At 70.5% G+C, this 24,497-nt stretch carries 24 protein-coding genes, 1 pseudogene and 1 riboswitch; of the genes and pseudogenes, 12 read left to right on the forward strand and 13 right to left on the reverse strand.

Features of this window, described 5'->3' with window-relative positions; all coding sequences use genetic code 11:
- Nucleotides 1-26 precede the first annotated feature (26 nt).
- The 4 genes from cydD to hisC all read right to left on the reverse strand — a co-directional run bounded on the left by cydD (nt 27) and on the right by hisC (nt 7,643).
- Nucleotides 27-3,641 carry a thiol reductant ABC exporter subunit CydD gene (cydD, locus tag ACFW9Z_RS05775; RefSeq protein ID WP_384634909.1) on the reverse strand — a complete coding sequence of 1,205 codons (3,615 nt, stop codon included), beginning with the start codon at nt 3,639-3,641 and terminating at the stop codon, nt 27-29.
- A gap of 88 nt (nt 3,642-3,729) precedes the next feature.
- Complete coding sequence (gene cydB / locus ACFW9Z_RS05780; RefSeq protein WP_384634911.1) at nt 3,730-4,731, reverse strand: cytochrome d ubiquinol oxidase subunit II; 1,002 nt, start codon at nt 4,729-4,731, stop codon at nt 3,730-3,732.
- A gap of 18 nt (nt 4,732-4,749) precedes the next feature.
- Nucleotides 4,750-6,261, reverse strand: a complete 1,512-nt coding sequence (locus ACFW9Z_RS05785) for a cytochrome ubiquinol oxidase subunit I (RefSeq protein ID WP_384634914.1) — start codon at nt 6,259-6,261, stop codon at nt 4,750-4,752.
- 302 nt (nt 6,262-6,563) lie between these two features.
- Nucleotides 6,564-7,643 (reverse strand): histidinol-phosphate transaminase, encoded by a 1,080-nt coding sequence (gene hisC, locus ACFW9Z_RS05790; RefSeq protein ID WP_384634917.1) that lies wholly within the window; start codon nt 7,641-7,643, stop codon nt 6,564-6,566.
- A 393-nt stretch (nt 7,644-8,036) separates the two neighbouring features.
- Here hisC and ACFW9Z_RS05795 point away from each other — a divergent pair, with 393 nt between their 5' ends.
- The 3 genes from ACFW9Z_RS05795 (at nt 8,037) to ACFW9Z_RS05805 (ending at nt 11,496) form a co-directional block, all read left to right on the forward strand.
- Entirely contained in the window at nt 8,037-9,149 is a 1,113-nt protein-coding gene (locus ACFW9Z_RS05795) for a LacI family DNA-binding transcriptional regulator (RefSeq protein ID WP_151511369.1), read from the forward strand.
- Between the two features lie 159 nt (nt 9,150-9,308).
- Complete coding sequence (locus ACFW9Z_RS05800) at nt 9,309-10,487, forward strand: metallophosphoesterase (RefSeq protein WP_384635750.1); 1,179 nt, start codon at nt 9,309-9,311, stop codon at nt 10,485-10,487.
- Between the two features lie 181 nt (nt 10,488-10,668).
- The gene (locus ACFW9Z_RS05805) at nt 10,669-11,496 is read left to right on the forward strand and encodes a hypothetical protein (protein WP_384634921.1); all 828 of its coding nucleotides are present in this window, start codon (nt 10,669-10,671) and stop codon (nt 11,494-11,496) included.
- A gap of 2 nt (nt 11,497-11,498) precedes the next feature.
- On the opposite strand, the gene ACFW9Z_RS05810 is transcribed toward ACFW9Z_RS05805, so the two are convergent.
- Entirely contained in the window at nt 11,499-11,936 is a 438-nt protein-coding gene (locus ACFW9Z_RS05810) for a winged helix-turn-helix transcriptional regulator (RefSeq protein WP_384634924.1), read from the reverse strand.
- Between ACFW9Z_RS05810 and ACFW9Z_RS05815 the strand changes: the two genes are divergently transcribed.
- A complete protein-coding gene (locus tag ACFW9Z_RS05815) occupies nt 11,928-12,344 on the forward strand; it encodes a YybH family protein (RefSeq protein ID WP_384634927.1) in 417 nt (138 codons plus the stop codon). The genes ACFW9Z_RS05810 and ACFW9Z_RS05815 overlap by 9 nt on opposite strands.
- Before the next feature lie 37 nt (nt 12,345-12,381).
- On the opposite strand, the gene ACFW9Z_RS05820 is transcribed toward ACFW9Z_RS05815, so the two are convergent.
- Nucleotides 12,382-12,507 (reverse strand): hypothetical protein, encoded by a 126-nt coding sequence (locus ACFW9Z_RS05820; protein WP_384634931.1) that lies wholly within the window; start codon nt 12,505-12,507, stop codon nt 12,382-12,384.
- 72 nt (nt 12,508-12,579) lie between these two features.
- On the opposite strand from ACFW9Z_RS05820, the pseudogene ACFW9Z_RS05825 reads away from it, so the two are divergent.
- A pseudogene (locus ACFW9Z_RS05825) lies at nt 12,580-12,678 on the forward strand (VOC family virulence protein); the annotation flags it as partial.
- Nucleotides 12,679-12,780: 102 nt separating this feature from the next.
- On the opposite strand, the gene thiC reads toward ACFW9Z_RS05825, so the two are convergent.
- Nucleotides 12,781-14,583, reverse strand: coding sequence for a phosphomethylpyrimidine synthase ThiC (gene thiC / locus ACFW9Z_RS05830; RefSeq protein ID WP_384634934.1), 1,803 nt, complete (start codon nt 14,581-14,583; stop codon nt 12,781-12,783).
- A riboswitch (TPP riboswitch) is annotated at nt 14,576-14,710 on the reverse strand. It overlaps the preceding gene by 8 nt.
- Nucleotides 14,711-14,780: 70 nt before the next feature.
- Here thiC and ACFW9Z_RS05835 point away from each other — a divergent pair.
- Nucleotides 14,781-16,124: a YibE/F family protein gene (locus tag ACFW9Z_RS05835; protein ID WP_384634937.1), complete on the forward strand. Its 1,344-nt coding sequence runs from the start codon at nt 14,781-14,783 to the stop codon at nt 16,122-16,124.
- A gap of 12 nt (nt 16,125-16,136) precedes the next feature.
- Here the strand turns inward: ACFW9Z_RS05835 and ACFW9Z_RS05840 are convergent, their stop codons facing one another.
- The 4 genes from ACFW9Z_RS05840 to ACFW9Z_RS05855 form a co-directional block, all read right to left on the reverse strand.
- Nucleotides 16,137-16,574 carry an SsgA family sporulation/cell division regulator gene (locus ACFW9Z_RS05840; protein WP_015609883.1) on the reverse strand — a complete coding sequence of 146 codons (438 nt, stop codon included), beginning with the start codon at nt 16,572-16,574 and terminating at the stop codon, nt 16,137-16,139.
- A 101-nt stretch (nt 16,575-16,675) separates the two neighbouring features.
- A complete protein-coding gene (locus ACFW9Z_RS05845) occupies nt 16,676-17,446 on the reverse strand; it encodes an IclR family transcriptional regulator (protein WP_384634940.1) in 771 nt (256 codons plus the stop codon).
- Nucleotides 17,447-17,726: 280 nt separating this feature from the next.
- A complete protein-coding gene (locus ACFW9Z_RS05850; RefSeq protein ID WP_384635753.1) occupies nt 17,727-17,939 on the reverse strand; it encodes a DUF5326 family protein in 213 nt (70 codons plus the stop codon).
- A 121-nt stretch (nt 17,940-18,060) separates the two neighbouring features.
- The gene (locus ACFW9Z_RS05855; RefSeq protein WP_015609880.1) at nt 18,061-18,378 is read right to left on the reverse strand and encodes a cupin domain-containing protein; all 318 of its coding nucleotides are present in this window, start codon (nt 18,376-18,378) and stop codon (nt 18,061-18,063) included.
- A 101-nt stretch (nt 18,379-18,479) separates the two neighbouring features.
- Here ACFW9Z_RS05855 and ACFW9Z_RS05860 point away from each other — a divergent pair, with 101 nt between their 5' ends.
- The 4 genes from ACFW9Z_RS05860 to ACFW9Z_RS05875 all read left to right on the forward strand — a co-directional run bounded on the left by ACFW9Z_RS05860 (nt 18,480) and on the right by ACFW9Z_RS05875 (nt 21,589).
- The gene (locus ACFW9Z_RS05860) at nt 18,480-18,857 is read left to right on the forward strand and encodes a phage holin family protein (protein WP_384634943.1); all 378 of its coding nucleotides are present in this window, start codon (nt 18,480-18,482) and stop codon (nt 18,855-18,857) included.
- A 42-nt stretch (nt 18,858-18,899) separates the two neighbouring features.
- The gene (locus tag ACFW9Z_RS05865) at nt 18,900-20,024 is read left to right on the forward strand and encodes a cystathionine gamma-lyase (protein WP_384634946.1); all 1,125 of its coding nucleotides are present in this window, start codon (nt 18,900-18,902) and stop codon (nt 20,022-20,024) included.
- A 44-nt stretch (nt 20,025-20,068) separates the two neighbouring features.
- The gene (locus tag ACFW9Z_RS05870; RefSeq protein WP_076967678.1) at nt 20,069-20,548 is read left to right on the forward strand and encodes an NUDIX domain-containing protein; all 480 of its coding nucleotides are present in this window, start codon (nt 20,069-20,071) and stop codon (nt 20,546-20,548) included.
- A 174-nt stretch (nt 20,549-20,722) separates the two neighbouring features.
- Nucleotides 20,723-21,589, forward strand: a complete 867-nt coding sequence (locus ACFW9Z_RS05875) for a GNAT family N-acetyltransferase (protein WP_384634949.1) — start codon at nt 20,723-20,725, stop codon at nt 21,587-21,589.
- On the opposite strand, the gene ACFW9Z_RS05880 is transcribed toward ACFW9Z_RS05875, so the two are convergent.
- Both ACFW9Z_RS05880 and ACFW9Z_RS05885 read right to left on the reverse strand, forming a co-directional pair.
- Nucleotides 21,570-22,004, reverse strand: coding sequence for a heme-binding protein (locus ACFW9Z_RS05880; RefSeq protein WP_384634952.1), 435 nt, complete (start codon nt 22,002-22,004; stop codon nt 21,570-21,572). The genes ACFW9Z_RS05875 and ACFW9Z_RS05880 overlap by 20 nt on opposite strands.
- A gap of 81 nt (nt 22,005-22,085) precedes the next feature.
- The gene (locus tag ACFW9Z_RS05885) at nt 22,086-23,297 is read right to left on the reverse strand and encodes an MFS transporter (protein ID WP_384634955.1); all 1,212 of its coding nucleotides are present in this window, start codon (nt 23,295-23,297) and stop codon (nt 22,086-22,088) included.
- Nucleotides 23,298-23,436: 139 nt separating this feature from the next.
- Between ACFW9Z_RS05885 and ACFW9Z_RS05890 the strand changes: the two genes are divergently transcribed.
- On the forward strand, nt 23,437-23,895 hold the full coding sequence (locus tag ACFW9Z_RS05890; RefSeq protein WP_384634958.1) for a MarR family winged helix-turn-helix transcriptional regulator: 459 nt from the start codon (nt 23,437-23,439) through the stop codon (nt 23,893-23,895).
- Nucleotides 23,896-23,923: 28 nt separating this feature from the next.
- Nucleotides 23,924-24,376, forward strand: coding sequence for a GNAT family N-acetyltransferase (locus tag ACFW9Z_RS05895; protein WP_384634961.1), 453 nt, complete (start codon nt 23,924-23,926; stop codon nt 24,374-24,376).
- Nucleotides 24,377-24,497: the final 121 nt, after the last annotated feature.

The raw sequence follows: 24,497 nt of genomic DNA on the forward strand, positions 1-24,497 counted from the left end.
AAGTCGGAATTTCCCCTCCGCAGGGCTCAGGCCCCCGCTGTCACCACCACCGTCTCCGCCTCCCGCTCCAGCATCCGGCGCAGCGGACCGTCCTCGGCGGCGAGTTCCGCGTACGGCCCGCGCTGCGCCACCCGGCCCGCGTCCAGCACCAGCACCTCGTCGACCGCCTCGACCCCGGCCAGCCGGTGGGTGATCAGCACGGTCGTCCGGCCCTCGGTCGCCGCCAGCAGGTCGGCGGTGAGCGCGTCGGCGGTCGCCAGGTCCAGGTGTTCGGCCGGCTCGTCCAAGACGAGGACCGGGAAGTCGGCCAGCAGCGCCCGCGCCAGGGCCAGCCGCTGACGCTGGCCGCCGGAGAGCCGGGCGCCGTGCTCGCCCACCGGGGTGTCCAGCCCCTCGGGCAGCGAGCGGACCCACTCCAGCAGCCGGACCCGGGAGAGGACGTCGTACAGCTCCGGGTCGGTGGCTCCGGTCCGGGCGAGGCGCAGGTTCTCGCGGATCGAGCTGTCGAAGACGTGGGCGTCCTGGGCGCACAGGCCGACCGAGCTCCGTACGGTGTCGCCGTCCAGGGCGGCCGCCTCCACACCGCCGAGACGGTACGTCCCCGAGGACGCGTCCAGGAAACGGAGGAGGACCTGCGCGAGCGTCGTCTTGCCCGAGCCGGAGGGGCCGACGACCGCGATGCGGCGGCCCGGCACCAGCGTCAGGTCGAGCGATTCCAGCGCGTCGTGGTGCGCGCCCGGGTAGCGGGCCGTCAGCCCCCGCACCTCCAGCGGGAAGGGGGAGGCGGGCGGATCGGCCGGGGTCGCGGGCTCCCGTACGGGTACGGGGGCGTCGAGCACCTCGTACACCCGCTCCGCACTCCGCCGCACCCGCTGCCGGTACTGCACCGCGAGCGGCAGTCCGGCGACGGCCTCGAAGGCGGCGAGCGGGGTCAGCACCACCACCGCGAGCGCCACCCCGGCCAGCCGCCCGTCGTTCACGGCGGGGACGGCGACGAGCGCGGCGGCCACCACCGTGACCCCGGCGACCAGGGCGGAGAGCCCGCCGCCCAGGGCCGTCGCGGTGGCCGCACGGGAGGCGATCCGGGTGAGCAGCCCGTCGGCCGCGCGCATCTGGGCCTGACGGACCGGGAGGGCCCCGGCGACGGTCAGCTCGGCCGTTCCGCCGAGGAGATCGGTGACCCGGGTGGCCAGGGCGGCGCGTGCGGGCGCCAGCTGACGCTCCGTACGGCGGGCGACGGCACCGCTGACGAGCGGCACACCGACCCCGGCGACCAGCAGCCCGACCGCCAGGACCACACCCGCCTCGGGCAGCAGCCAGCCGGTGAACCCGGCGGCGGCCACGGAGACCGTGAGCGCGGTCCCGACGGGCAGCAGCCAGCGCAGCCAGTAGTCCTGGAGCGCGTCCACGTCGGCGACGAGCCGGGAGAGCAGATCGCCCCGGCGCACCGTGCGCAGACCGGCGGGCGCGATGCGTTCGAGGCCCCGGTACACCGCCACCCGGAGCTCGGCGAGCAGCTTCAGCACGGCGTCGTGGGAGACCAGGCGCTCCGCGTACCGGAAGACCGCCCGGCCGATGCCGAAGGCGCGCGTCGCGGTGACCGCCATCATCAGGTAGAGCACCGGCGGCTGTTCGGAGGCCCGGGAGATCAGCCAGCCGGAGACCGCCATCAGCCCCACGGCCGACCCCACGGCGAGGCTGCCCAGCAGCAGGGCCAGGGCCAGCTGCCCGCGCTGGGCGCCCGCCGCCTCACGGACCCGGGCGAGGACCCGCCCGGAGCGGGCCTCGGTCTCCCGCAGCAGCCCGGCTTCGGAGGCCGCACCGGCTTCGCGTACGCCGTAGGCCCCGCGTACGTCGTCGGCCTCGCGTGCCTCCCCGGCCTCCAGCAGGTCCGCCGCCTCCAGCACATCTCCGGGGCGGCGCGCGTCCAGCGGCTCGCCGCCCGCGAGGGGCTGCGGGACGGGCAGTCCGGGTGCGGCGGTCGTGGCGGGCCCGGAAGCGTCCACCTCCCGCGGCTCCAGCGTCACCACACGGTCCGCCACCGCGAGCAGCGCCGGGCGGTGGACGACCAGCAGCACGGTCCGGCCCGCCGACAGCCTCCGTACGGCGTCGACAATCCCTGCCTCCGTCTCCCCGTCCAGGCTCGCGGTCGGCTCGTCGAGCAGCAGCAGCGGCCGGTCGGCCAGGAAGGCGCGGGCCAGGGCGAGACGCTGACGCTGGCCCGCCGAGAGCCCGGCGCCGTCCTCACCCAGCAGGGTCCGCTCCCCGTCGGGCAGCGCCGCGACGAAGTCGTACGCCCCCGCGTCCCGCAGCGCCGCCACCACCGCCTCGTCGTCGGCGTCGGGCCGCGCGAGCCGGACGTTCTCCGCGATCGTGCCCGCGAAGAGGTGCGGGCGCTGCGGGACCCAGGCGATCCGGCTCCGCCACCGCTCCAGGTCCAGATCCGCGAGATCCCGGCCACCGACCCGGACATGGCCCTCATCGGGTACGGCGAACCCCAGGACCACATTCAGGAGGGTGGACTTGCCGACGCCGCTCGGGCCGACCAGAGCGACGGTCTCCCCCGGCTCGGCGGTGAGGGAAACGGCGTCCAGCGAGGGGTCGGTGCGGCCCTCGTGACGTACGGTCACACCCGCCAGCTCCAGGCGCGTCGACTCCGGCACATCCTCGGTGCCCGCCGCCCGGGGCTCGGTCTCCAGGACCGAGAAGATCTCCTCGGCGGCCGAGAGCCCCTCCGCCGCCGCGTGGTACTGCGCCCCGACCTGCCGGATCGGCAGATACGCCTCCGGGGCCAGGATCAGGACCACGAGGCCGGTGTAGAGGTCGAGATCCCCGTGCACGAGCCGCATCCCGATGGTGACGGCGACGAGGGCGACCGAGAGGGTGGCCAGCAGTTCCAGGGCGAACGAGGAGAGGAAGGCGATCCGCAGGGTGCGCAGGGTGGCCCGGCGGTACTGCGAGGTGATGGTGCGGATCGACTCGGCCTGGGCCTTGGCGCGGCCGAAGACCTTGAGCGTCGGCAGTCCTGCGACGACATCCAGGAAGTGGCCGGAGAGCCGGGAGAGCAGCTGCCACTGACGGTCCATCCGGGACTGGGTGGCCCAGCCGATCAGGATCATGAAGAACGGGATGAGCGGCAGGGTGACCACGATGATCGCCGCCGAGACCCAGTCCTCGGTGACGATCCGGGCGAGCACCGCGACCGGCACGACGACTGCGAGCCCGAGCTGCGGAAGGTAGCGCGCGAAGTAGTCGTCGAGCGCGTCGACCCCGCGGGTCGCCAGCGCCACCAGGGAGCCCGTGCGCTGTCCGCTCAGCCAGCCGGGACCCAGCAGCGCGGCCCGCTCCAGAAGCCGTCCGCGCAGCTCGGACTTGACCGCCGCGCTCGCCCGGTGGGCTGCCAGCTCGGTGAGCCAGGCAACCAGGGCGCGGCCGAGGGCGACCGCCGCGAGCAGGATCAGCGGAGTCCGGAGCTCGGTGACCGAGAGCCCGCCCTCGAACCCGCCCACCACGATCTCGGCGATGAGCATCGCCTGGGCGATCACCAGCGCGGCCCCGACCAGGCCGAGGGCCACCACGGCCGCCAGGAAGAAGCGGGTGGCTTGGGCATACCGCACCAGACGCGGGTCGATCGGTTTCACGTGAAACATCCCCCAGCAACGGGATCGTTGGGATCAGCGTGGCGAGCCGGGTCGTGTTTCACGTGAAACACGACCCGGCCGGAGTGGATCAGTGCGCGTCCGCGATGTGCTGGGTGCCGATCCGCTTGCGGAACACCCAGTACGTCCAGCTCTGGTACAGCAGCACCATGGGCGTGGCGATACCGGCGCACCAGGTCATGATCTTCAGCGTGTACGGCGTGGACGAGGCGTTGGTGACCGTGAGGTTCCACGCCTCGTTCAGCGAGGACGGCATGACGTTCGGGAAGAGCGTCAGGAACAGCATGCCCACCGCCGCCACGATCGTCAGCCCCGAGAAGGCGAACGACCAGCCCTCGCGCCCCTTGGCGATGGCCCCGATCGCGGCCACCAGCGCCACCACCGCCACGATCAGCGCCACCAGGCTCCAGCGGTCACCGCTCGCCGCCTGGGTCCAGAGCAGGAAGCCCAGCGCGAGCACCGCCGTGGCAAGGCCCAGCTTGAGGGCCAGAGCACGCGCCCGTACCCGGATGCCCCCGGCCGTCTTCAGTGCGGCGAACACCGCGCCGTGGAAGGTGAAGAGGAAGAGCGTGACGAGCCCGCCGAGGATCGCGTACGGGTTCAGCAGGTCGAAGAAGGTGCCGACGTACTCCATGTCGGCGTCGATCTTCACGCCGCGCACGATGTTCCCGAACGCCACCCCCCACAGCACCGCGGGGATCAGCGAGGTCCAGAAGATCGCGGTCTCCCAGTTGGTCTGCCACCGCTCCCCGGTCCGCTTGGCCCGGTACTCGAAGGCCACCCCGCGCACGATCAGGCAGAGCAGGATGATCAGCAGCGGCAGGTAGAACCCGGAGAACAGCGTGGCGTACCACTCGGGGAAGGCCGCGAAGGTCGCGCCGCCCGCGGTGAGCAGCCAGACCTCGTTGCCGTCCCAGACGGGCCCGATGGTGTTGATGAGGACCCGCCGCTCCTTGCGGTCCCGGGCGAGCAGCTTGGTGAGGACTCCGATGCCGAAGTCGAATCCCTCCAGGAAGAAGTAGCCGATCCAGAGGACGGCGATGAGCACGAACCAGATGTCGTGGAGTTCCATCTCTCAGCTCCTGTGCTCTCAGTACGAGAAGGCCATGGGCCGGTCGGCGTCTTCGTCGTCGTGGCCGTTGATCCGGGTGGGCGGGTTGAGGTCGGATTCGGTGAGCTCCGGCGGCCCGGCCTTGATGTACTTCACGAGCAGCTTGACCTCGATGACCGCGAGCACGGCGTAGAGGAGCGTGAAGAGGATCATCGAGGTGAGGATCTCGCCCTGCGATACGCCGGGGGAGACCCCGTCGCGGGTCTGGAGCACCCCGTAGACCACCCACGGCTGGCGGCCCATCTCGGTGAAGATCCAGCCCCAGGAGTTGGCGATGAGCGGGAAGAGCAGCGTCCAGAGCGCGGTGAGCCAGTAGAGCTTGGTGAGCTTCGGGCTCAGCGCCTTGTTCCGGAAGAGCACCAGGTTCGGTACCTCGTCCTCACCGGTCCGCATCGCCGGTGGCAGCAGGAACTTCTTCCGGGTCAGCCAGAGCCCCAGGAGGCCGAGGCCGAAGGAGGCCATCCCGAAGCCGATCATCCAGCGGAAGCTCCAGAACGCGACCGGGATGTTGGGCCGGTAGTCGCCGGGGCCGTACTTCTCCTCCAGCTCCCTGTTGATGTCGTTGATGCCGGGGACGTACGAGTTCGGGTCGTTGTTGGCCAGGAAGGAGAGCACCCCGGGGAGCGAGATCTCGACGGAGTTGTGGCCCTCGCTGACGTCCCCGTACGCGAAGATCGAGAACGGCGCGCGGTCCTGGCCGTCCCAGAGCGCCTCGGCGGCGGCCATCTTCATCGGCTGCTGCCGGAACATCACCTTGGCGAGCATGTCGCCGCTGACGGCGGTGAGCAGTCCGGCGATGACGACCGTGACCAGCCCCAGCCGCAGCGAGGTCCGCATCACCGGGATGTGCTTCTTGCGCGCGAGGTGGAAGGCCGCGATGCCGACCATGAACGCCCCGCCGACCAGGAAGGCGGCCGTGATGGTGTGGAAGAACTGGGTCACCGCGGTGTCCTGGGAGAGCACCTTCCAGAAGTCGGTGAGCTCGGCGCGGCCGCGTTCCTCGTTGATGCGGTAGCCGACCGGGTGCTGCATCCAGGAGTTGGCCGCCAGGATGAAGTAGGCGGAGAGGATCGTGCCGAGCGAGACCATCCACATGCAGGCGAGGTGGATCTTCTTCGGCAGCCGGTCCCAGCCGAAGATCCACAGTCCGATGAAGGTGGACTCGAAGAAGAAGGCGATCAGCGCCTCGAAGGCGAGCGGGGCGCCGAAGATGTCGCCGACGAAGCGCGAGTAGTCCGACCAGTTCATGCCGAACTGGAACTCCTGGACGATGCCCGTCACGACGCCCATGGCGATGTTGATCAGGAACAGCTTGCCCCAGAACTTGGTGGCCTTGAGGTACTTCTCGTTGTTCGTCCGCACCCAGGCGGTCTGCAGGCCGGCGGTGAGCGCGGCGAGCGAGATCGTCAGCGGAACGAAGAGGAAGTGGTAGACGGTGGTGATGCCGAACTGCCATCGCGCCAGGGTCTCCGGCGCCAGAGCGAGGTCCACGTCGTCTTTCTCCTTACGTCGCCGTGGTGACACCACGTCGCCGTGGCCACACCGGGCACTTCGCCCCTTTAATCCCGCTGATCGCGGGAGGAACAGGGGCACGCTTGTGAACGCGTTCACATTCACAAGCAATTATGGCGCACACACTTTCGGACCGTTCGCCGGGGGTACCCCTTTCGGCCCGAGGCGCCCCCGGACGTACACAGAAGGCCCCGGAGCCCACGCGAAAGGCCCCGGACCTCGTCGATCGAGGTCCGGGGCCACCGGCCGTACAGACGGCCGCAGCAAGGAGGGCCGGGGTGCTACTGCTCCGAACGGAACGCCTCCGCCGTCTTCAGGAAGAGGTCGTTGCCCTCGCTCTCCCCGATCGAGACCCGTACGCCCTCGCCCTTGAACGGGCGCACCACCACTCCGGCCCGCTCACAGGCGGCGGCGAAGTCGAGGGTCCGCTCGCCCAGGCGCAGCCAGACGAAGTTGGCGTGCGACTCCGGAACGGTCCAGCCCTGCCGCACCAGCTCCTCGCTCAGCCGGTTGCGCTCGGCGACCAGCGAGCCGACCCGGCCCAGCAGCTCGTCCTCCGCACGCAGCGAGGCGACCGCCGCGTCCTGGGCGAGCTGGCTGACCCCGAAGGGGACGGCGGTCTTGCGCAGCGCTGCGGCCACCGGCTCGTGGGCCACGGCGAACCCGACCCGCAGCCCGGCGAGTCCGTACGCCTTGGAGAAGGTCCGCAGCACCGCCACATTGGGCCGGTCGCGGTAGATCTCGATGCCGTCGGGCACGTCGGCGTCCCGGATGAACTCCTTGTACGCCTCGTCGAGCACCACCAGCACATCGCTCGGCACCCGGTCCAGGAACCGTTCCAGCTCGGCCCGGCGCACCACGGTCCCGGTGGGGTTGTTCGGGTTGCAGACGAAAATCAGCCGGGTCCGGTCGGTGATCGCCTCGGCCATCGCGTCGAGGTCGTGCACCTCACCGCTGGTCAGCGGGACCTTCACCGAGGTCGCGCCGCTCACCTGCGTGATGATCGGGTAGGCCTCGAAGGACCGCCAGGCGTAGATGACCTCGTCGCCCGGGCCCGAGGTGGCCTGGAGCAGCTGCTGGGCCACGCCGACAGACCCGGTCCCGGTGGCCAGGTGCGAGAGCGGCACCCCGAACCGGTCGGACAGCTCGCTCACCAGCCCGGTGCAGGCCATGTCCGGGTAGCGGTTGAAGCTGCCCGCAGCCGCGACCGCCGACTCCAGGACCCCCGGCAGCGGCGGATAGGGGTTCTCGTTGGAGGACAGCTTGTACGCGACCGGTCCGCCGGCCGCGGCGGGCTTGCCCGGCACATAGGCGGGAACGCCGTCCAGCTCGGCGCGCAGCTTGGGGCTCGTCTGGCTCACCGCAGGGTCCTCCTCGACCGTCCGTACACATCAATACTGCTCACCTTATGAGGATTGGGCGCCGCTGCGAATGGGTCGGGCGCGGAATATCCCGCGGTGCCGGAAATGGTCCGCCCGGGCGGCCTCCCCAGGGGGGAGCGTTTCCGGTTCCGGCGCGCGCCCGTGTCTCACGCCGTGGCGCGCGTCCCCCGAAGTGGTGAGTTGAGACCTCTTCGAGACATCGACCATTCAGCAGGCCGTCAGCCGTCAGCACCTGACAGGCTTATGCTGGACCGGTCAACAACCTTGCTTTGCAAGGGATTTGGCACGTCATGACCATGCAGAAACGTGCCTGTCGATACGTGCATATGCGACCGGACCGACCGCCCCTCCGAGCCCTACTATCGGCTCGCCATGACAGCAGCAGGGAAGCACCAGGTGAGCCGGACGGAGACCCCCCGGCGCAGCGGCCGGCCAGGACGGGCGGGGATCCGTGACGTGGCCGCCGCGGCCGGAGTCTCGATCACGACCGTCTCCGACGCGCTCAACGGCAAGGGCAGGCTCCCGGACGCCACCCGCAGCCATGTCCGCGAGGTCGCAGAGCGCTTGGGCTACCGCCCCTCCGCAGCGGCCCGAACCCTCCGTACGGGCAAGTCGGGGCTGATCGGCCTGACCGTGACCACATACGGGGATGAACCTTTCACCTTCACCGAATTCGCGTACTTCGCGGAGATGGCGAGAGCCGCGACCTCGGCGGCGCTCGCCCGGGGGTACGCCCTCGTCATCCTCCCCGCCACCTCCCGGCACGACGTCTGGTCGAACGTCGCGCTGGACGGGACCGTCGTCATCGACCCCTCCGACCAGGACCCGGTCGTCACCGAACTCGTCCGCCAGGGGCTGCCCGTCGTCTCGGACGGCCGCCCGGCCGGGACGCTCCCCGTCACCGCCTGGGTCGACAACGACCACCGGGCCGCCGTGCTCGATCTCCTCGACCACCTCGCCGCCGCCGGAGCCCGCCGGATCGGCCTGCTGACCGGCACCACCACCGACACGTACACCCGGCTCTCCACCACCGCCTACCTGCACTGGTGCGAGCGGGTCGGCCAGGACCCCGTCTACGAGTCCTACCCGGCGCACGACCCCTGCGCGGGCGCGGTCGCCGCCGACCGGCTGCTCGCCCGCCCGGACCGCCCGGACGCCGTCTACGGGCTCTTCGACCCCAACGGGACCGATCTCCTCGCGGCCGCCCGCCGCTACGGCCTGCGGGTCCCCGAGGACCTGCTGCTGGTCTGCTGCAGCGAGTCCACCGTGTACGCGGCCACCGAACCGCCCATCACGACGCTCTCGCTCAAGCCCCGCCGCATCGGCACGGCCGTCGTCCAGCTCCTCATCGACGCCATCGAAGGGGTGGAGCACGACGGGCCGGTGGAGCAGGTGATACCGACCGAGCTCATCGTCCGGACCTCCTCGCAACGCCGTCCGCCCCGCACCACGGTCAGCCCGCCGCGTTCCCCCAGCAGGGACTGATCATCTCTTTTCGGACCAATCGGCCGGTGAACCGTACGTGCGCCCGGATTCACCACCCCTGGTGCGTCACACAGATCGATCCGCATTCCTATGATGGGCGCACGACACCGCGGACCACCTCTACCAGGCAGGGCCCGTCAGGTGTACGGCGGCGCGACGGTGGTGGAGGGGTCGATGACACAGGGGGCCGGTCAGGAACCCGTGGTGCGGACGGCGACGTTGCGTGACTTCCGGGTTCCGCCGTACGCGCAGACACCCGTACCACCGCAGCCGCCCGGCGCGGCGCCGCACCCGTCCATGCCCCCGCGTGCGCCGGCGCCGCCCGCACCGGTACCGCACACCTCCGTGGAGCCGCACGCGCCCGCCCCGCCCCGTCTGCCGCATCCCGGCAACGTCGCCGTCGGCGACGAGCTCCCGGAGGGGTACACCCCCACCGAGCGCGACCTCCCCGTCATCAACCGCGGCGACACCGTCCAGGTGCAGGCCGTCCCCGAACCCCGCCCCACCACCGGGGAGGGTCTCGGTCCGCTCTTCGTCGTCGGCGACGTCCACGGCTATCTGGACGAGCTGCTGGCCGCACTCGGCGCACAGGGCCTCATCGACGCCGACGGCAGCTGGGCCGCGGGCAACGCCCGCCTCTGGTTCCTGGGCGACTTCACCGACCGCGGACCCGACGGCATCGGGGTCATCGACCTCGTCATGCGGCTCTCCGCCGAGGCGGCGGCCGCGGGCGGCTACTGCAAGGCCCTGATGGGCAATCACGAGCTGCTGCTCATCGGCGCCAAGCGGTTCGCCGACACCCCCGTCAACTCCGGCGCCGGCACCGCCACCTTCCAGGCCGCCTGGCTGCTCAACGGCGGCCAGAAGAGCGACATGGACCGCCTCCAGGACGTACACCTCCAGTGGATGTCCCGGCTGGACGCGGTCGTCGAGGAGGACGGGCATCTGCTGATGCACTCCGACACGACGGCCTACCTCGACTACGGCTCCACCATCGAGGACGTCAACGACACGGTTCACGCCATCCTCACGCGCAGCGACGCCGACGAGTGCTGGGACCTCTTCCGCAAGCTCACCAAGCGGTTCGCCTTCCGGGACGAGGGCGGCGCCGAGGCGGTGCGCGAGCTGATGGCGACGTACGGCGGACAGCGCGTCGTCCATGGTCACAGCCCGATTCCGTATCTTCTGGGCGAGGTCGGCACGGAGGACGGCGAGGACGGTTCGGGTCCGGTGGTGAACGGTCCGCACGTGTACGCGGACGGGCTCGCCATCGCCATGGACGGCGGAGTGACCATGGCCGGAAAGCTACTGGTCGTCCAACTCCCCCTGCATGGCTGACGCCCGGCGGGGAAGACGCTCCTGGATCCGACCGCGCCGCTCATCGGGCCTATTTCCGGAAACCCCCTGTCACGCCGCGCCGTGAGCGCTCTACCATCGGCTCATCAGTAGCAGGCTCTCCTCCGTTTCCGCCCGATCGCCCGGTCAACGCGGGCTGCCGGGCCCGACGGAGCATCGGGGGATGCAGATGACAAGCGCTCCGCACCTGCTGGCCGAGGACGGTCCCGAGTACGCGCGGATCCTGGGCGACGCACTGCGCCACGCCCACGAACGTCCGGACCTTGAGGGCGTCGGTGACCGGCTCAACACCGAACAGCTGCGCACCATGGCGCTCAACGCCACGGCGCTGATCACCGCGGCGGCCGCCACCGAGTACGAGCACTACGTCAGGGCCCGCGCCGAACTCCGCGCGGCGAGCGCCACCGCCCCGGACGACGACCCGCACACGGACGCCGCACGGATCACGGCACCCGGACCGGGGGCAGGCATAGGCGCGGTCATCACCGTCCTGACGCCGCTCCTCGCGGGCGCCGCCGCACTGATCTTCCTGCTGGTCGGCTATCTGCTGCGGGCGGTCAGCCCGTCCCTGGCCTTCGGCACCACCATGGTCGCGGCCGGATGGTTCTTCGCCGCCGTCGCCGCCGCGGCCATCCTGGTCGCCGCCATCGGGCTCCTCGTCACCGCCCTGCGCAACGGCGCGACCTCCCTGGCCGCCGAGGACGAGGAACAGGAGCTGCCGGAGGAGGTCGCCCGGGCCAGGGAGGCGTGGCGGCACGCCCTGCTGGAGCGCGGCATCCTGCCCTTCCTCCGGGACGCCCTGGCCGACCCGGCCGCCGGACGGTCCGCACGGACCCCGCACCGCTCGCCCAACCGCATCCCCAAGATCGGCTACAGCAGACCGGACTTCTCCGGCCCCGAGGACGGCCCCTCGGCCGGCCCCCGCCCCACCTTCACGAGCCCCGACTTCACCAGCCCGGACTTCGGCGGCCCCGAACACCGCCCGGAGTAGCCCTACCGGTCCCCCTCCGGGCCGCCGCCCAGCGCGAGCAGCCTCTCCCCGGTCGCGTAGAGCTCCACCAACAGCGGCCGCAGCGCCCGGCCGGACGCCGTCAGGGCATAGCTGCTGCGGACGGGAAACCCGCGTCGGCGCTCCACCGAGACCAGGCCGCTCTCCCCGAGCTCCCGCAGCCGCTGGCTGAGCACCTTCGCCGACACCTCCGGCAGCCGCTCCCGCAGTTCGGAGAAGCCGCGGGGCCCGCTCATGAGCTCACGCAGGACCAGAGTGGTCCACCGCCCGGCGACCGCGGAGAGCGCGACCTCGACCGGGCAGTCCCGCTCGGGGCGGTGGGTGCGCCCCTGGGCGGTGGGGGCCAGTTCCTCGTCCCAGTCCGTGAAGGTATCGGCTTGGTGACCCACGTCGACGGGCTGTTGGCTGGCTGTATGACGCATCCCACCAGTGTGCGGCTCACCACCGAGGCCGCAGAGCATCCGTACGTCCTGGAACGGGCGTTCAACACCTTCGACGCCGCCGCCCTCGACCAGCTGTACGAGCCCGAGGCGGTGTTCGTACCCCGTCCCGGCGCACCGACGGCAGGTCCTGGGCGGCTCCCGGCCCATCAGGACTTCCTCGCGTTGCGCGTGCCGATCCGGGTGACACCGCGGCACACGTACGTCTCCGGGGACGTGGCGCTCCTGATCGTGGACTGGACCGTGGAAGGCACGACGGCCGACGGGACACCCGTCCGCATCGCGAGCACGGCGACCGACGTCGCCCGACGCGGACCCGACGGGTTCTGGCGCTACGTGATCGACAACCCGTTCGGTACGGCGACCGGGACCGCCCCCGGGCCCGGGTAGCTCGGTCCGGGCACCGCCGCGCCGGAGAACGGCACGCTCATACGGCCGACAGCTCCTCGGCGACATCCGCCACAACCCGTACGAACGCGCGGACGCGCTCCGTGGTGTTCCCCTCCAGCCAGACCGGCCCCCGTTCGACCGGTGGCGCGTCGTGCAGGGGCACATGGGTGACGTCCGGTCGGGGGTAGCAGCGGCGGGCGTGCTCCCCGACCGGAAGCCGGCGAGCACCCGCTGCTCCGTCCTCGAAGGCCCTGTTGAGCGCTTCGGCGCACGGGGAGACGCCACCTCGGTCTACGTACAAGACCCGGACGGCAACACCGTGGAACTCCGCTGATACCCGCAGGACACCGCGGCCTGACCACCCTCGGGCTCCCGGTCCGGGTGGTCACCGCACGGACCGGGAGCCTCGGGCGAATTCAGTCGCCGACGCGTCGCATCAGTCGGCGATCGGCAGATAGACCCGGTTGCCCGCCGCCGCGAACTCCCTCGACTTCTCCGCCATGCCCTCCTCGATCTCCTCCTGCGAACCGCCGTGCTGACGGCGGATGTCCTGGGAGATCTTCATCGAGCAGAACTTCGGCCCGCACATCGAGCAGAAGTGCGCCGTCTTCGCCGGCTCGGCGGGCAGCGTCTCGTCGTGGAACTCCCGGGCCGTGTCCGGGTCGAGGGCCAGGTTGAACTGGTCCTCCCACCGGAACTCGAACCGCGCGTCGGAGAGCGCGTCGTCCCACTCCTGCGCGCCCGGGTGCCCCTTGGCCAGGTCGGCCGCGTGGGCGGCGATCTTGTAGGTGATCACGCCCGTCTTCACGTCGTCCCGGTTGGGCAGCCCCAGGTGCTCCTTGGGCGTGACGTAGCAGAGCATCGCCGTGCCCCACCAGGCGATCATCGCGGCGCCGATGCCCGAGGTGATGTGGTCGTAGGCGGGCGCGACATCGGTGGTCAGCGGGCCCAGCGTGTAGAACGGCGCCTCCTCGCAGATCTCCTGCTGGAGGTCGATGTTCTCCTTGATCTTGTGCATCGGGACGTGCCCGGGCCCCTCGATCATGGTCTGTACGCCGAACCGCTTGGCGATCGTGTTCAGCTCGCCCAGCGTGCGCAGCTCGGCGAACTGGGCCTCGTCGTTGGCGTCCGCGATCGAACCGGGGCGCAGCCCGTCACCGAGGGAGTAGGTGACGTCGTACGTCGCGAGGATCTCGCAGAGCTCCTCGAAGTGCTCGTAGAGGAACGACTCCTTGTGGTGCGCGAGGCACCAGGCCGCCATGATCGAGCCGCCGCGCGAGACGATGCCGGTCTTGCGGCGGGCCGTCAGCGGGACGTACGGCAGACGCACTCCGGCGTGCACCGTCATGTAGTCCACGCCCTGCTCGGCCTGTTCGATGACCGTGTCCTTGTAGATCTCCCAGGTCAGCTCCTCCGCTCGGCCGTCCACCTTCTCCAACGCCTGGTAGAGCGGCACCGTTCCGATCGGCACGGGGGAGTTGCGCAGCACCCACTCGCGGGTGGTGTGGATGTTGCGGCCGGTGGACAGGTCCATGACCGTGTCGGCGCCCCACTTGGTCGCCCAGGTCATCTTGTCCACCTCCTCCTCGATGGAGGAGGTGACGGCCGAGTTGCCGATGTTGGCGTTGACCTTCACCAGGAACCGCTTGCCGATGATCATCGGCTCGATCTCGGGGTGGTTGACGTTGGCGGGCAGCACGGCCCGGCCCGCCGCGATCTCCTCGCGTACGGTCTCGGCCTCGACGTTCTCCCGGATCGCGACGTACTCCATCTCCGGGGTGATCTCCCCCCGCCGGGCGTACGCGAGCTGGGTGACGGGCCGTCCGTCGCGGCTGCGGCGCGGCTGGCGCGGGCGGCCGGGGAAGACCGCGTCGAGGTTGCGCAGCCCGCCGCGCGGCGAGGTGTGCTTGAGCCCGTCGTCCTCGGGGCGGACCGGCCGGCCCGCGTACTCCTCGGTGTCACCGCGGGCGATGATCCAGTTCTCCCGCAGGGGCGCGAGGCCACGGCGGACATCGGTGTCGATGGCGGGATCGGTGTACGGCCCCGACGTGTCGTACAGCGTCACGTCCTTGCCGTTGGTGAGGTGCACCTGTCGGACCGGCACCCGGAGGTCCGGGCGGGAGCCCTGGACGTACCCCTTGTGCCAGCCGATGGACTTCCCGGCCTCGTCGTTCGGAGTGCCGTCCGGCGTTCCGTCGTTCTGTTTCGAGGCAGGCGTGCGTGCGTCCGCTGTGGTCATGAGACCTACTCCCTACGCCGGCATTACCCGGTAACAGGTTCGGCGGTCGGCGCAGCGTGTCCCGTACAGGAAGTACGGCGGTCAGCGCCCTCTCAGCCCGGTGCTCCGAGCTCCCGCGTGTGCAAAGGTGCCTCCACGCTAGCGTCCTTTCCGGCGAGCTGACCAGAGGGCCCACCCGTTCTTGCGATGATCGCCCCGTGACCTCCCCCCAAAGCGACCCCGCGCCCCAGCCGCCCCAGGGCCACAGCCACGGCCACACGCACAGCCACGGACCCGCCGCCCCGGTCTCCAAACACCTGCGCAAGGTCATCGCCGCCGTACTGATCCCGTTCGCCACGGCGGTCGTCGTCGGCCTGATCGCGTTCTGGCCCGGTGGCGTCCCCGACCACGAGCGCACCGGTGTCGGATTCGACCGGCAGACCCAGGACGGCAAGGTCGTCCAGGTCGTCAACGTCGACTGCGCGGACGTCAACGCCGCTCAGGTCCCCCCGACCGGCGACACCTCCACCCCCTCGGGACGCAAGGCCGTCGCGGAGCAGGAGGGCGAGTGCAAGAAGGCGACCGTGGAGGTGACCAGCGGCGACGACAAGGGCCGTCAGTTCGTCGAGGTGATCCAGCCGGACGCACCACGCCAACTGCGCGAGGGCCAGGGCGTGGTCGTGGCGTACGCCCCCGACGCGCCCCGCGACCTCCAGTACTCCGTCACCGATGTGAACCGGAAGATCCCGATGACGCTGCTGGCCGCGATCTTCGCGCTGGCGGTGGTCGCGGTGGGCAGGCTGCGCGGGGTGATGGCGCTGGTGGCGCTGGCCGTCTCGTTCGCCGTACTGACCCTGTTCATCCTGCCGGCGATCCTGCAGGGCTCGAACCCGCTGGTGGTGGCGGTGATCGGGGCCAGCGCCATCATGCTGGCGGCGCTCTACATGTGCCACGGGGTGACGGCCCGTACGTCCGTCGCGGTCATCGGCACCCTGATCTCGCTGCTGCTGATCGGGCTGCTCGGCTCCCTGTTCATCGGCTGGGCGAGCCTCAGCGGCAACACCGATGACAACACCGGCCTCATCCACGGGCTCTACCCGGACATCGACATGAGCGGTCTGCTGCTGGCCGGTGTCATCATCGGTTCGCTCGGTGTGCTCGACGATGTGACGGTCACCCAGACCTCCGCCGTCTGGGAACTGCACCAGGCGGACCCGCAGATGGGTTGGCGCGGTCTCTACCGGGCAGGTATCCGGATCGGAAGGGACCACATCGCCTCGGTCGTGAACACCCTGGTGCTGGCGTACGCGGGCGCGGCGCTGCCGCTCCTGCTGCTCTTCTCCATCGCCCAGAGCAGCGTGGGGACGGTGGCCAACAGCGAGCTGGTGGCCGAGGAGATCGTCCGGACGCTGGTCGGTTCGATCGGTCTGGTCGCCTCGGTGCCGGTGACGACGGTGCTGGCCGCGCTGGTGGTCTCCGCGGACCGCCCGGGCGCCCGCACCTCCTCGTCCACGGCTGCCGCGCCCGCACGGACCGGCCGGGGCCGGCGCCGCAAGGCCTGAGCCATCGGGCGGTCAGCCCGCGTTCTGTTCCTCGGCGAGGATGCGGCCGAGCGCCTCCTCCAGGTTCCCGTCGAAGTCACCGAGCGTGTGCTCCTGACCGAGGGGGACCAGCTTGTCCGTCCGGTCGAGAAACGCCACCAGCGGCGCCGTACCGGCCCGGAAGAGCGCACGGTCCGCGCCGACCTGGAGGCGGATGTGCACATCGCCGAGACCCTCGGGTTCGGTGGGCCCGATGTGCACATCGCCGTCGCCACTGGGGCTGTTGAGCCCGTCCAGCAGCAGCTCACGACCGAATGCCCAGGTCACCGGGGCATCGCCGGGCAGATGGAACGTCATCCGGATGGCGTAGGGATCCGCCACCTCGTAACGGAGCTCCACCGGAATACGGAACGAGAGCTCCTCGGAGACGAGGAAGCTCATCATGACCTCTGCTTGAACCGACTCGCGCATCGTTCAACCCCGCAGTAGATGAAACTGGCCAGGAATGATCCCCCATGGCCCTATTGACGCCATCGTGGTGCACGCGATAGCAGATCACAAGGAGTGATTTTTCAGATACTGATAGAGAACACGAACGAACGCAAGAGGCTCGCCACTTCGCCACGTAGCTGTTCGACTGCGGGCAGCAACCGTTCTTCCCTGTCCAGGGGTACGGAAATGGCCATGGCCGCAATGGTGGCACCGGCCGTGACGGGAATGGCGGCGCAGACGGTCCCCAGTGCGTACTCCTGGCGTTCGATGACGGGTTCACCCCGCCGCAACGTCCGCAGCCGCTCCAGAAGTGCCGCGCGATCTCGCACTGAGTAACGAGTGAGGGGTCTGACGGGGTGCCGGTCGAGGTGGTCCTCACGGTCCTTCTCGTCGAGCTGGCCGAGAAGGCACTGCCCGATCGCGTGTGCGTGCCCGGTCTCCCGGAAGGAGGCCCACTCGTCCACCGCCGGGGCGTCGGGGGCGTCGGCGACCGCGATGAGCTCGATCTCGCCCTCGCGGTAGACCGCGCAGTACACCGGGACCCCGATGGCGTCCCGCCAGTGCGCGAGAGAGTCGGTGACGGTGGCGGGCCGGTCCCGGCGGCCCCGGGCCGCGGTCAGGTTCTCGGCGGCCGCACCGAAGAGGAAGACGCCGTTCTCCCGGCGGAGGTAGCCCTCATGGGTGAGGGTGCGCAGAAGGTGGTACGCGGTCGGCAGCGGAAGCCCTGCCTCGCGTGCGAGTTGCTTGGCGGGCGCCCCGTCCCGATGGGTGCCCACAGCCTCCAGCAGCCTCAACGCCCGCTGAACCGAACCGATCAACGTCGGGACAGCGGGACTCGATGCCGTGGTCAAAGGTCACCCCCAGGCATGGTGACGGGCCGTCAGCCCTCCCGTGGGGGCCGCCCCCACGGGCCTGCCGCACCAACGACCGACTGTCGTACAAACCACTGGTCACTCGGTCGGTTCGGTGACAGAAGGTCACATTCCAGATGGCGGCAGCGTTATGTCACTGTATCGGCCGCCTCCGGCAGGAGGGGGTTTTCCTCCTGGACTTAGCTCAGCTGGGCTAATCCGCAGACCGGTGCGGCCCCCCGATCCCGCACAGGCCCGCGACAGCCCTGCCACCGGTTGCCTACCAGTCGCCGCGCGAGGACGACGAGGACATGAACTTGCGTACGACGAAGACCAGACCGCCGACCAGCACCACGAAGATCAGCACCTTGAAGAGCAGGCTGATCACGAAGCTGAGCACGCTGGCGATCAGTCCGCCGAACACGACGATCGCGATGACGGGCACCGCGATCCACTTCACCCACCAGGGCATTCCCGCGACTATCTCCCGCACGGCCATCGCCATCTACCTCGTCTCTCTGGGTTCCTGCCTCGATGCTACGGGGGCGAGGCACCCCGGCGGGGGCCCCGCAGCCCTTGAAGACCCCTGATCGAACCCTTAGGGAACCCGGGGTTCAGCCCTCCGGCGGGGAGAAGACGACCATCACCCGCAGATCCTCGGTGATGTGGTGGAACTTGTGGGCCACCCCGGCCGGCACATAGACGACGCTCCCCCGGCCGACCTGCGTGGTCTCCATCCCGACCGTGATCGACGCACGGCCGCTGACCACGAAGTACACCTCGTCCTGCTGGTGCGGCTGCTGCGGATCGAGGGCGCCCGCGTCCAGGGCGTACAGGCCGACGGACATGTTCCGCTCCCGCACGAACTGCAGGTAGGCGCCGTCGTTGGCGGCACGTTCCGCCTCCAGCTCGTCCAGTCTGAATGCCTTCATGGCCCGTCCGCCCTTTGTGACCCGTACTACGTGACCCGTACTACCGGTTCCGCCTGCGCTGTCGGTGTCCACCACCGATCATGTCTGCCACGATCAGACACATGAAGAATTTCGTAGTCAAGACGATCGCCAACGCCGGTGCGCTGGCCGTGGCCATCTGGCTGATCAGCGACATCACGCTGGAGGGCGGCTCCACCGGCCGCAAGATCCTCACCCTGATTCTGGTCGCGCTGCTCTTCGGCCTGGTGAACTTCCTGGTCAAGCCGGTGGTCCAGCTTCTGACGTTCCCGCTGTTCATCCTGACGCTCGGGCTGATCACCCTGGTGGTCAACGCCCTGATGCTGCTGCTGACCTCCTGGCTGGCCGGGGTCTTCGATCTCAGCTTCCATGTCGACGGCTTCTGGACCGCGGTGCTCGGGGCCCTGATCATCTCGGTCGTCTCCTGGGCCCTCAACATGGTTCTGCCGGACGAGGACTGACCCCGGCCTTTTCCCGGGCCACCTGACAACTTACGGAGCAGCATGAGCACCATGGGCGACGGAACGCGCGCGGTACGCGCCGGGCTTCCCGAACCGGAGCAGTACGAACCGACCCTGCCCGGTCCGGTCTTCGCCGCGCACTTCCACCTTTCCGGCGATCCGGTGGGTCCCTATACCTACGGCCGGGACACCAACCCGACCTGGACCCATCTGGAGCGGGCCATCGGCGAGCTGGAGGCGCCCGGCGAGGAGGTGGGTACGACGGTGTTCGCCTCCGGGATGGCAGCGATCACCGCCGTACTGCTCTCCCAGGTCCGCACCGGCGACGCCGTGGTGCTGCCGGACGACGGCTACCAGGCGCTGCCGCTCGTACGGGAGCAGCTGACGGCCTTCGGCGTCGAGGTCCGGACCGCGCCGACCGGCGGCGATGCCCAGCTGGCTCTCCTGGAGGGGGCAAAGCTGCTGTGGATCGAGAGCCCCTCCAACCCGGGCCTGGACGTCTGCGACATCCGCCGGCTGGTGGCGGCGGCGCACGAGGCGGGTGCGCTGGTCGCCGTCGACAACACCCTGGCCACCCCGATCGGCCAGCGCCCGCTGGAGCTCGGCGCGGACTTCTCCGTCGCCAGCGACACCAAGGGCATGACCGGGCACGGCGACATCCTGCTGGGCCATGTCACCTGCCGTGACCCCGGGCTGACCGACGACGTACGGCGGTGGCGCAAGGTCGTCGGCGCGATCCCGGGCCCGATGGAGGCCTGGCTGGCCCACCGTTCCCTCGCCACCCTCCAACTGCGCATCGACCGGCAGTGCACCACCTCCCTGGCCCTCGCCGAGGCGCTGGCCAAGCGGTCCGAGGTCACCGGGCTGCGCTATCCGGGGCTGCCCACCGACCCCTCGTACGGCATCGCCGTGGGCCAGATGCGGCGCTTCGGTTCAGTGGTGTCGTTCGAGCTGGCCGACCGGGAGACCGCCGAGCGCTTCCTCGCCGCACTGCGGCTGGTCGACGACGCGACGAGTTTCGGGGGTGTACGGTCCACCGCCGAGCGCCGGGGCCGCTGGGGCGGCGACCCCGTGCCGGAGGGCTTCATCCGCTTCTCGGTCGGCGCGGAGGACCCGGAGGACCTGCTGGCGGACGTCGCCCGGGCGCTGGACGAAGCGGTCCGGTAGGCCGGGGGAGTTTCAGACGGGTCCGCGCGGGCCACTCTCTTGCCATGACCGAACGTCCTGTGGTCAAGCGCACCGCACGCGCCATCCTGCTCGACGGCGACGACCTCGTCCTCATCAAGCGCACAAAGCCGGGAGTCGATCCGTACTGGCTCACGCCCGGCGGTGGGGTCGAGCCGGAGGACGCGACCGTCGTCGACGCCCTGCACCGCGAGGTCGACGAGGAGCTCGGGGCCAAGATCGTCGATGTGGTGCCCTGCTTCGTCGACACCGTCGAGCACATCGCGGACGGCGGTGTGACGGGGGTGAAGGTCCAGCACTTCTTCGTCTGCCGACTCGCGTCGATGGACGTCACCCGGCGGCACGGCCCGGAGATCGACGAGCCCTGCGGTGAGTACGAGATCGTCCGGGTGCCGTTCAGCCGGGTCGGGATCGCCGCCGTTCACCTCGTACCGCTCTCCTTGCGCCACTACCTGGACGGCAACATCGAGGGCGTACGAGCGATGCACGCCCCCGATCTGGGCTGACATCTCCGGGCTCATCCGGGTTGGCGTCTCCAGCCTCCCGTACGTGGTCGTGCTCCATGTTTCACGTGAAACCGAGCCGCGTTTCACGTGAAACCAAGCGGCGGACGCTTCGGTTCTCGGCCAGTTCCGGGAAACCGCTGGACGGGCGATCATCGCGTCGGACAGCCTGGCCCCATGCACAGCCCATCACCCCTGCCCCTCGTCGACCTGCCCGTACGGCGCCTCTCCCGGGTAGACCTGGTCTCCTGCGCCGATCTCTCCGAGGACCGGGGCTGGCCACGTGACGAGCACCGATGGGGCCTGCTCCTCTCCGCGGGCACGGGGTACGGGATCGATGACCCCGACGGGAAGGGGCTGGCAGCCGCCTGCGTGATGACGTCGTACGGGCCCCGCCTGGCCGCCGTCGGCATGATGCTCGTCGCCGAACGCCATGCCCGGCAGGGGATCGCCCGACGGCTCATGCGCCATGTGATGGAGGAAGCCGGGTCCACCCCGCTCTGCCTGTACGCCACCGCCCAGGGGCAGGAGCTCTACGAGAAGCTCGGCTTCGCCCACGTGGGCCGCACCGATCGGGTCGGCGGCCTCTTCCGGGCGGAGGACCGGCCGTCGGCCGTGGTCACGCGCCCGGCCGCCGCGGACGATCTGCAGGCGATGGTCCGGCTCGACCTGCCCGTCTTCGGCGTCGACCGGACGCACATCATCGCCCGGCTCCCGGCCTTCTCCGACCGGCTCCGGGTCGCCGAGGAGAACGGCGAGCTGACCGGCTACGCGGCCCTCTGGCCGAGCGGTATCTCCCATGCCCTCGGCCCGCTGGTCGCGCGGGACACCGCCACGGCGAAGGCCCTCGTCACCGCGCTGGCCGCCACGACGGACCGCCCGCTGCGGGTCGATGTCGACGCACGCCACGAGGAGTTCCTCGGCTGGCTGGTGGAGCGCGGTCTTGAGCCGGGCTCCCGGACCGCGCTGATGACGTACGGCATCGCGGACCTGCCGGGCGACGCGAGCCGCAGGTTCGCCCCGCTCACGGTCGCGACCGGCTGACGGAGCCCGCTGCGGCCGCCGCGAAACCGTGGTCCTGCTCGGGCGCTCCGCCACCGACCCCGATGGCGCCGATCAGTCGGCCGTCACGGTGCAGAGGGATGCCTCCCGCGATGAAGAGCAGCGGGCGGTCCAGCGCGGTCGGCAGAGTATGGAAGAGCCCGCCCGGCTGCACGGCGTCGACCAGGTCGGCGGTGGGGGTGTCCAGCTGCAGCGCGGTGAACGCCTTGCGGGTGCTGGTCTCTCCGGCGATGAGGACGGCCCGGTCGTCCCGCCGGAAGGCCAGCAGGTGGCCGCCCGCGTCCACCACGCTCACGGCGACGGCAACACCGGCCGTCTCGGCGGCGTGACGGGCCGCCGAGACGAGGTGCTCGGCGTCCTGGATGGTCAGCGGGGCGACTGCGGTGGTGGTGGTCATGGGACTGCTCCTGATCGTTTGCGTGGTGCGGGTGGTGCAGATGGTTCAGTGAGGGGGGAAAGCCCTGGTGGGGACGGGGGCTCAGCGCCGGGCCGTGACGGTGACCGGCTCGGAGGCGCTAGCGGCGACGATCCGGCCCCCGGTGGTGGGGGCGCGGCGCTCCAGCAGGCCGGAGATCACGGCCAGGACCAGCGCCGATGCGGCGAGGGCCGCGCCGACCCAGTTGGGGGCGGTGTAGCCGAGCCCGGCGGCGATCACGAGGCCGCCGAGCCAGGCGGCCAGGGCGTTGCCGAGGTTGAAGGCCCCGATGTTGACCGCCGAGGCCAGGGTGGGAGCACCGGCCGCCTGGTCCAGAACCCGCTTCTGCAGCGGGGGGACGGTCGCGAACCCCAGGGCGCCGATCAGCACGATGGTGACGGCCGCGGCGGGCTTGTTGTGGGCGGTCACGGTGAACAGGGCGAGGACGAGGGCGAGCGCGCCGAGCGAGACGTACAGCATCGGCATCAGACGGCGGTCGGCGAACCTTCCTCCAACCAGGTTGCCGCCCACCATGCCGAGGCCGAAGAGGACCAGCAGCCAGGTGACGGACGAGGCCGAGTACCCGGCGACCCCGGTCATCATCGGGGTGATGTAGGTGATCGCGGCGAAGACTCCGCCGAACCCCAGGACGGTCATGGCCATAGCGAGCAGGACCTGGACGTTGCGGAACGCGGCCAGTTCGTGGCGGATGCGCACCCCTTCGGGCCTGGGCTGCTCGGGGACGAGCTTCGCGACGCCGAGGAGCCCGGCCACGCCGAGGAGGGCGACGACGACGAACGTGGTCCGCCACCCCGCGGACTGTCCGATGTAGGTGCCGAGCGGGACGCCCACGACGTTGGCGAGGGTGAGCCCGGTGAACATCATGGCGATGGCCCCGGCCTTCTTCTGCGGGGCGACCAGACCGGCCGCGACCACCGAGCCGATGCCGAAGAAGGCACCGTGCGCGAGAGAGGCGATCACGCGTCCGGCGAGCATGACGCCGAAGACGGGGGCGAGGGCGGACACCAGGTTGCCCACGATGAACAGCCCCATCAGGAGCATCAGCATCCGCTTGCGGGTGACCCGGGTGCCCAGAAGGGTCATCAGCGGGGCGCCGAGGACGACGCCGAGCGCGTAGCCGGTCACCAGGAAGCCTGCGGTCGGGATCGAGACCTGGAAGTCCGCGGCGACCTCGGGGAGCAGCCCCATGATCACGAACTCGGTCGTCCCGATCCCGAATGCCCCGATGGCGAGGGCGAGGAGCGCGAGCGGCATGGGTGTCACCTTCCCTAAAGGTTGCGTATGCGCCTTACAAGCGTCAACAATAATTGCAGACGCTGGCTAATGGCAAACGCGGGCTATTGCGGACCTCGCCTATCCTGGAACCACGCAGCTCCGGCACGGAGGAGAGACCATGACCGCGACCGACCCGGCCCTGACCGCCTTGGCCCAGGGCTGGTGCGCCCTCTCGCTGCTCCACGGGAAGATCGAGGCGCGCATCGAGCGCGCCCTCCAGGCGGGCCATGGACTCAGTGCACGCGAGTACTCACTGCTCGACGTGTTGAGCCGCCAGCACAACGGCCCGGGCGGCCACCTCCAGATGAAGCAGGTCGCCGACGCGGTGGTGCTCAGCCAGAGCGCCACCACCCGCCTGGTCACGAGGCTGGAGGACCGCGGACTGCTGACCCGGTATCTGTGCGACACGGACAGGCGGGGCATCTACACCGATGTCACCGAGGCCGGCCTCACCCTGCTCGCGGCGGCCCGGCCGACCAACGACAGCGCCCTGCGGGCGGCGCTGGACGAGGCGTCGGAGAATCCCGGACTGGCCCCCCTGGTCCGGGTGGTCGAAGGGCTGAAGGCCACGGTCTGACCGGAGCGGACCGCGTACTCTGCCGATCATGAGCGATCTTGAGATACGTCCCGTCGCCGAGTCCGACCTCGCCGCCGTGGTGGCCATGCTGGCCGACGACCCGCTCGGCGCGCAGCGCGAGTCACCGGACGACCTGACCCCCTACCGCGCCGCTCTCCGACGGCTGGCCGACGATCCGAACCAGCATGTCGTGGTCGCCGTCCGTGAGGGCCGGGTCATCGGGACCCTCCAGCTGACCGTGATCCCCGGGCTGTCCCGGCGGGGCGCCACCCGTTCGATCATCGAGGGCGTCCGCATCCACGCCGACGAGCGGGGCAGCGGGCTCGGTACGCAGCTGATCCAGTGGGCGGTCGATGAATCCCGCCGTCAGGACTGCCAGTTGGTGCAGCTGACCTCGGATGCCACCCGAGAGGACGCGCACCGCTTCTACGAGCGGCTCGGCTTCACGGCCAGCCATGTGGGGTTCAAGCTCGCTCTCTGAGACGACAACGGCGGGGTGGGGGGGGGGTTTTAGTTGAAAAACAACCCCACCCCCCCGCCCAACCAGCAAGGGGGGGGCGGCCAAACCCCACCCCCCCCCACCCCCCCGGGCCCCCCCCCCC

It is taken from the genome of Streptomyces sp. NPDC059452 (assembly GCF_042750035.1).
GTDB lineage: Bacteria > Actinomycetota > Actinomycetes > Streptomycetales > Streptomycetaceae > Streptomyces.

Excerpts from the sequence above, each read along its gene's own strand:
- cydB (WP_384634911.1), bottom strand. The coding sequence starts at position 4,731 with ATGGAACTCCACGACATCTGGTTCGTGCTCATCGCCGTCCTCTGGATC.
- ACFW9Z_RS05795 (WP_151511369.1), top strand. The coding sequence starts at position 8,037 with ATGACAGCAGCAGGGAAGCACCAGGTGAGCCGGACGGAGACCCCCCGG.
- ACFW9Z_RS05805 (WP_384634921.1), top strand. The coding sequence starts at position 10,669 with ATGCAGATGACAAGCGCTCCGCACCTGCTGGCCGAGGACGGTCCCGAG.
- ACFW9Z_RS05815 (WP_384634927.1), top strand. The coding sequence starts at position 11,928 with ATGACGCATCCCACCAGTGTGCGGCTCACCACCGAGGCCGCAGAGCAT.
- ACFW9Z_RS05810 (WP_384634924.1), bottom strand. The coding sequence starts at position 11,936 with ATGCGTCATACAGCCAGCCAACAGCCCGTCGACGTGGGTCACCAAGCC.
- thiC (WP_384634934.1), bottom strand. The coding sequence starts at position 14,583 with ATGACCACAGCGGACGCACGCACGCCTGCCTCGAAACAGAACGACGGA.
- ACFW9Z_RS05840 (WP_015609883.1), bottom strand. The coding sequence starts at position 16,574 with ATGCGCGAGTCGGTTCAAGCAGAGGTCATGATGAGCTTCCTCGTCTCC.
- ACFW9Z_RS05855 (WP_015609880.1), bottom strand. The coding sequence starts at position 18,378 with ATGAAGGCATTCAGACTGGACGAGCTGGAGGCGGAACGTGCCGCCAAC.
- ACFW9Z_RS05860 (WP_384634943.1), top strand. The coding sequence starts at position 18,480 with ATGAAGAATTTCGTAGTCAAGACGATCGCCAACGCCGGTGCGCTGGCC.
- ACFW9Z_RS05865 (WP_384634946.1), top strand. The coding sequence starts at position 18,900 with ATGAGCACCATGGGCGACGGAACGCGCGCGGTACGCGCCGGGCTTCCC.
- ACFW9Z_RS05870 (WP_076967678.1), top strand. The coding sequence starts at position 20,069 with ATGACCGAACGTCCTGTGGTCAAGCGCACCGCACGCGCCATCCTGCTC.
- ACFW9Z_RS05875 (WP_384634949.1), top strand. The coding sequence starts at position 20,723 with ATGCACAGCCCATCACCCCTGCCCCTCGTCGACCTGCCCGTACGGCGC.
- ACFW9Z_RS05880 (WP_384634952.1), bottom strand. The coding sequence starts at position 22,004 with ATGACCACCACCACCGCAGTCGCCCCGCTGACCATCCAGGACGCCGAG.
- ACFW9Z_RS05885 (WP_384634955.1), bottom strand. The coding sequence starts at position 23,297 with ATGCCGCTCGCGCTCCTCGCCCTCGCCATCGGGGCATTCGGGATCGGG.
- ACFW9Z_RS05890 (WP_384634958.1), top strand. The coding sequence starts at position 23,437 with ATGACCGCGACCGACCCGGCCCTGACCGCCTTGGCCCAGGGCTGGTGC.
- ACFW9Z_RS05895 (WP_384634961.1), top strand. The coding sequence starts at position 23,924 with ATGAGCGATCTTGAGATACGTCCCGTCGCCGAGTCCGACCTCGCCGCC.